The sequence below is a fragment of the Streptacidiphilus melanogenes genome (genome assembly GCF_000787835.1).
Lineage (GTDB): Bacteria > Actinomycetota > Actinomycetes > Streptomycetales > Streptomycetaceae > Streptacidiphilus > Streptacidiphilus melanogenes.
Genome location: NZ_BBPP01000097.1, coordinates 1 through 5608 on the forward strand (window position 1 = coordinate 1; position 5608 = coordinate 5608).

At 72.5% G+C, this 5608-nt stretch carries 5 protein-coding genes; all 5 read right to left on the reverse strand.

The annotated features are described in order from the left end of the window. Nucleotides 1–18 precede the first annotated feature (18 nt). The gene (truB, locus tag TR49_RS39320) at nucleotides 19–927 is read right to left on the reverse strand and encodes a tRNA pseudouridine(55) synthase TruB (RefSeq protein WP_042391265.1); all 909 of its coding nucleotides are present in this window, start codon (nucleotides 925–927) and stop codon (nucleotides 19–21) included. 45 nt (nucleotides 928–972) lie between these two features. Further along, nucleotides 973–2085: a DHH family phosphoesterase gene (locus tag TR49_RS39325; RefSeq protein WP_052435004.1), complete on the reverse strand. Its 1113-nt coding sequence runs from the start codon at nucleotides 2083–2085 to the stop codon at nucleotides 973–975. Between the two features lie 2 nt (nucleotides 2086–2087). After that, nucleotides 2088–2567, reverse strand: coding sequence for a 30S ribosome-binding factor RbfA (gene rbfA, locus TR49_RS39330; protein ID WP_042391267.1), 480 nt, complete (start codon nucleotides 2565–2567; stop codon nucleotides 2088–2090). 77 nt (nucleotides 2568–2644) lie between these two features. Beyond that, the gene (locus TR49_RS39335) at nucleotides 2645–2941 is read right to left on the reverse strand and encodes a DUF503 domain-containing protein (RefSeq protein WP_042391269.1); all 297 of its coding nucleotides are present in this window, start codon (nucleotides 2939–2941) and stop codon (nucleotides 2645–2647) included. A gap of 135 nt (nucleotides 2942–3076) precedes the next feature. Continuing rightward, nucleotides 3077–5608 (reverse strand): translation initiation factor IF-2 (gene infB, locus TR49_RS39340; protein ID WP_042391271.1); only part of this gene is annotated, 2532 nt, incomplete at its 5' end.

Below are 5608 nucleotides of genomic sequence, written 5' to 3' on the forward strand. Positions count from 1 at the left end.
GGCCAGCCCAGCCCTGGCTCAGACGAAGACGGCGAGCGACTTCGCCTTGCCGCCGCGCTCCTCGATCAGCGCCAGGAAGCGGCCGTCCGGGTCGAAGACCGCGATCGGGTCGCTGACGCCCATCCCGGGGGCGTCGATGCGCACGCCGGTCGCCAGCAGGCGGGCCTGCTGCTCGTTCACGTCCCAACGCGGGAACGCGGCCGCGGCGGCGTCGGCGATCGGCAGGACGTTGTCGGCGAAGGACTCCTCCAGTTCCTCCAGCGTGTGCGCGACATCGAGCCCGTAGGCGCCGACGCGCGTGCGCCGCAGCGCGGTGAGGTGGCCGCCGACGCCGAGGTCCGCGCCCAGGTCGCGGGCGAGGGCGCGGATGTAGGTGCCGGAGGAGCAGTCCACCGTGACATCCAGGTCGACGACGGGCGTGCCATCCTCCGTGACCACGTCACGCCGCGCGTGGACCTCGAAGCGGGAGACGGTGACCGGGCGGGCGGCCAGCTCGACCTCCTCGCCCTCGCGGACGCGCGCGTACGAGCGCTTGCCGTCGATCTTGATCGCGCTGACGCTCGACGGCACCTGCTCGATGTCGCCGGTCAGCTTGGCCACGCCGGCCGCGATCGCCTCGTCCGTGACGCCCTGCGCCGACGTCACCGCGGTGACCTCGCCCTCCGCGTCGTCGGTGACCGTGGTCTGACCGAGGCGGATCGTCGCCTCGTAGGTCTTCGTCGTCAGCGCCAGGTGGCCGAGCAGGCGCGTCGCCTTCTCGCTGCCGACGACGAGGACGCCCGTCGCCATCGGGTCCAGCGTCCCGGCGTGGCCCACCTTGCGGGTGCCGGCCAGACGGCGGATGCGGGCGACGACGGTGTGGGAGGTGATCCCGGCCGGCTTGTCGACGATGACCAGACCGTCAGGGCCGGTGCCCTTGCGCTTCACGAGGGGTTTCAGTCTTTCGCTTCGGAGGACCGCGTTGCGGTGGACTCAGTCGGAGATCGGCGCGGGCTGCGCGTCGAGAGCGGTGCGGAACGCCGCGACGGTGGCCGGGACGCCCCGGTGCGAGGTGAAGCCGGCCGCGTAGGCGTGACCTCCGCCGCCCAGCGCCGCGCAGGCCGCGGCCACGTCGACGGACCCGTTCGCGCGGGAGGAACCGCGCAGGCTGCCGTCCGGATCCTCCTTGAGGACCAGCGCGACCTCGGCCTCGGCGGCCTTGCGGACCACGTCGATCAGGCCCTCGATCTGCTCCGGCGGCACGCCGTGGGCGAGCAGGTCGGCCCAGGGCACCCAGGTCCAGACGAGGCCCCGGCCGCAGGCCGCCCCGGGCTCCAGCACGGCCCGCTCGAGCGCGGCAGCCAGCACCTTCAGGTAGCCGAAGGACTGCGTGTCCCACAGCCGCCGGGAGATGGCGTCGTGGGGAACCCCGGCCGCCAGCAGGCGGGCGGCGAACTCGTGGGTGGCGGGCGTCGTCGCCGCGTAGCGGAAGGAGCCGGTGTCGCTGGCGACCCCGGCGTACAGGCAGGTGGCGATCTGCTGGTCCAGCGGCACGCCGAGACGGCGCAGCAGCTCGTCGACGAGGACCGCGGTGGCCGGGGCCAGCGGGTCGATCAGGCGGAGCGTGCCGAAGCCGGCGTTGGAGGTGTGGTGGTCGACGACGACCAGCTGCCGCGCGGCCTCCGCCTTGGCCTGCAACAGGCCGAGGCGCCGCGCGTCGGCGACGTCGAAGCTGATCATCAGCTCGGGTCGCTCGGGAACCTCCGCGACCGGGACGATCAGCTCCTGGCCGGGCAGGAACGACAGGGAGGCGGGCACGACCTGCGGGTCGTCGCCGAAGGAGACACGCACCTCGACGCCGCGCTCCCGCAGCGCGAGACCGACGGCCAGGGCCGAGCCCAGCGCGTCGCCGTCGGGCAGGACGTGCGCGAGCAGGTCCACCGAGGAGGCGTCGGCGATCGCGTCCAGCACCGCCTGCCAGTCCGCCTCACCGGGCCGCCGCAGCTCCCCGCGCGGAGCGGGCAGCGCGGGGGCCGAGACGCCCACCGCACCGGTGGGCGTCTCGATGTCGACGTGCGGGGCCACGTGCTCCGGCCGGCCGGGCACGACTACTCGTCCTCTGCCTCGTCGTCGGCGTCGAGGGAGCCCTCGCCGTCGACGTCGTCGTACTCGCCGGGCTTGCGGTACGGGTCGGCCTCGCCCGCGAAGGACTTGCCGACGGCGACGCTGCGCACCTCGGCGTCCTGGGCCCGCGCCTTGACGAGCAGGTCGTCCAGGTGACGGGCGGTGTCCGGGATGGCATCGAGGACGAAGGTGAGCGTCGGGGTGAACCTGACCCCCGTCTCGCGCCCGACCGTCGAGCGCAGGATGCCCTTGGCGCTCTCCAGCGCGGCGGCCGAGGCCTCCCGCGCGGTCTCGTCGCCGTGGACGGTGTAGAAGACGCTGGCCTCGCGCAGGTCACCCGTCACTCGGGCGTCGGTGATGGTGACGAAACCGAGCCGCGGATCCTTGATCCGCCGCTGGAGCGTCTCCGCGACGACCACCCGGATGCGGTCTGCGAGCTTGCGCGCCCTCGCGGTGTCGGTCACTGGTCCTCCTCGTGCTGGTGGGCACCATGGGAACGGTACCCGCGGACGCCCTCCTTGGGGCGACCTGTCCGATTGTCCTACTCGTCCTCGTCGTCGCGAAGCCTGCGCCTCGCGGACAGCAGCTGCACCTCGGGCCTGCCCGAGACCAACCGCTCGCAGCTGTCCAGGATCTCGACGACGTAGGACGCCTCGCCGGAGACGACGGCCAGGCCGATCTCGGCCCGGCGGTGCAGATCCTGGTTTCCGGTCTCCGCAGCGCACACGCTGTACTTGCGCTGCAGTTCGGCCACGATGGGCCGCACGATCGACCGCTTCTCCTTGAGGGAGTGAATATCACCCAGGAGCAGATCGAACGTAAGTGTTCCCACGAACATGTGTGACAGGTCACGCCGACCTGTGAGGCCTCGGGGATTGGTGGGGCTTGCTATGCCCTCACCGTACCGAGCGAGGAGGGGGCCGGTCGACGGAATTGGCTCCGTCTCCCGGCCCCCTCTCACGGCCTTACGGACTTACGAGCGCGGCTTCTCGCGCATCTCGTAGGTCTCGATGGTGTCCTCGACCTTGATGTCGTTGTAGGACCCCAGGGTGACACCGGCCTCGAAGCCCTCGCGGACCTCGGTCGCGTCGTCCTTGAAGCGGCGCAGACCCTCGATGGTGAGGTTCTCCGCCACGACCTTGCCGTCGCGGATGAGGCGGGCCTTGGCGTTGCGTCGGATGAGGCCCTCGCGGACCAGCACACCGGCGATGTTGCCGAACTTGGAGGAGCGGAAGACCTCGCGGATCTCCGCGGAGCCGAGGCGCACCTCCTCGTACTCCGGCTTGAGCAGGCCCTTGAGCGCCGCCTCGATCTCCTCGATCGCCTGGTAGATGACCGAGTAGTAGCGGATGTCGACGCCCTCGCGGTCCGCCGCCGTACGGGCGCGGCCCTCGGCCCGGACGTTGAAGCCCAGGATGATGGCGTCGGAGCCCATGGCCAGGTCGACGTCGGACTCGGTGATCGCACCCACACCGCGGTGCAGGATGCGGAGCTCGACCTCCTCGCCCACGTCCAGCTTGAGCAGCGCGTCCTCCAGGGCCTCCACGGAACCGGAGACATCACCCTTGATGATGAGGTTGAGCTGCTGGATGCCGCCGGCGGCGATGGCCTTGTCCAGGTCCTCGAGCGAGACGCGGACCGGGCGACGCGCGAACATCGCGTTGCGGTCGCGGGCCGAGCGCTTCTCGGCGATCTGGCGGGCCGTACGGTCCTCGTCGACGACGATGAAGCTGTCGCCGGCGCGGGGCACCGAGGTCAGACCGAGCAGCAGCACCGGACGCGACGGACCGGCCTCCTGCAGGTTGTTGCCGTTCTCGTCGAGCATGGCGCGGACGCGGCCGTAGCTGTCGCCGACCACGATCGAGTCACCGACGTGCAGGGTGCCGCGCTGGACCAGGACGGTCGCCATGGCGCCGCGGCCCTTGTCCAGGTGGGCCTCGATCGCGATGCCCTGGGCGTCCTGCTCCGGGTTGGCCCGCAGGTCCAGGCTGGCGTCCGCGGTCAGAACCACGGCCTCCAGCAGGGAGTCGATGTGCAGGCCCTGGCGGGCGGAGATGTCGACGAACATGGTGTCGCCGCCGTACTCCTCGGCCACCAGACCGAACTCGGTCAGCTGACCGCGGACCTTGGTCGGGTCGGCGCCCTCGACGTCGATCTTGTTGACGGCGACCACGATCGGCACACCGGCGGCCTTGGCGTGGTTGAGCGCCTCGACCGTCTGCGGCATGACACCGTCGTTGGCCGCGACCACCAGGATCGCGATGTCGGTGGACTTGGCACCACGGGCACGCATGGCGGTGAACGCCTCGTGACCCGGGGTGTCCAGGAACGTGATGGCACGCTCCTCGCCGTTGACCTCGGTGACGACCTGGTAGGCGCCGATGTGCTGGGTGATGCCACCGGCCTCGCCCGCGACCACGTTGGACTTGCGGATCGCGTCCAGCAGTCGGGTCTTACCGTGGTCGACGTGACCCATGACGGTCACGACCGGCGGACGCGGCGCGAGGTCGTCCTCGCCGCCCTCGTCCTCACCGAAGTCGATGTCGAACGACTCGAGCAGCTCGCGGTCCTCGTCCTCGCGGGAGACGATCTCCAGCGTGAAGCCCATCTCACCGGCGAGCATCTGCAGGATGTCGTCGGAGACGGACTGCGTCGCGGTGACCATCTCACCGAGGTTGAACATCACGGAGACGAGCGCCGCCGGGTTGGCGTTGATCTTGTCCGCGAAGTCCGTCAGGGAGGCGCCACGCGAAAGGCGCACGGTCTCGCCGTGGCCCTTCGGCAGCATCACACCGCCGACGGACGGGGCCTGCATGGCCTCGTACTCCTGGCGCTTCGCGCGCTTCGACTTACGGCCACGGGCCGGACGGCCACCGGGGCCACGGCCGAAGGCGCCCTGCGTGCCACCACGGGCACCGGGACCACCGGGACGACCGCCGAAGCCGCCGCCACCACCGGGACGGGCGCCGCCGAAGCCGCCGCCACCGCCGCCGCCACCCGGACGCGGGCCGCCGAAGCCGCCGCCGGCCGGACGGGAGCCCGGACCGGCCGGACGACCCTGGAAGCCGGGACGCGCGCCACCAGCGCCACCTGGACGGGCACCGGGGCCGCCACCGGGGCGACCGGCACCGCCGGGGCCCGGACGCGGGCCGGGACGCTGCGGCATCATGCCCGGGTTCGGGCGCGGCATGCCGCCGGGGGTCGGGCCGGGACGCGGGCCCTGCGGACGCGGCATCCCGCCGGGAGCGGGAGCACCGCCCGGACGCGGAGCACCGGCGCCGGGAGCGCCACCGGGACGCGGGGCACCACCGGGACGCGGAGCGCCACCGTCACGGGCACCGCCCGGACGCGGGGCGCCACCGTCACGGGCGCCACGCTCGGGGGCACCGGGACGCGGAGCGCCACCGGGACGCGGGCCACGGCCCTCAGGCGCACCGGCGCCGCCACCCGGACGGGCGCCCGGACGAGCCATGCCGGTGTTGCTGGACGTGAAGGGGTTGTTGCC

What these genes read in the sequence shown, in the direction of transcription:
- TR49_RS39335 (WP_042391269.1), bottom strand. Translation starts at nt 2,941, where the DNA reads ATGTTCGTGGGAACACTTACGTTCGATCTGCTCCTGGGTGATATTCAC.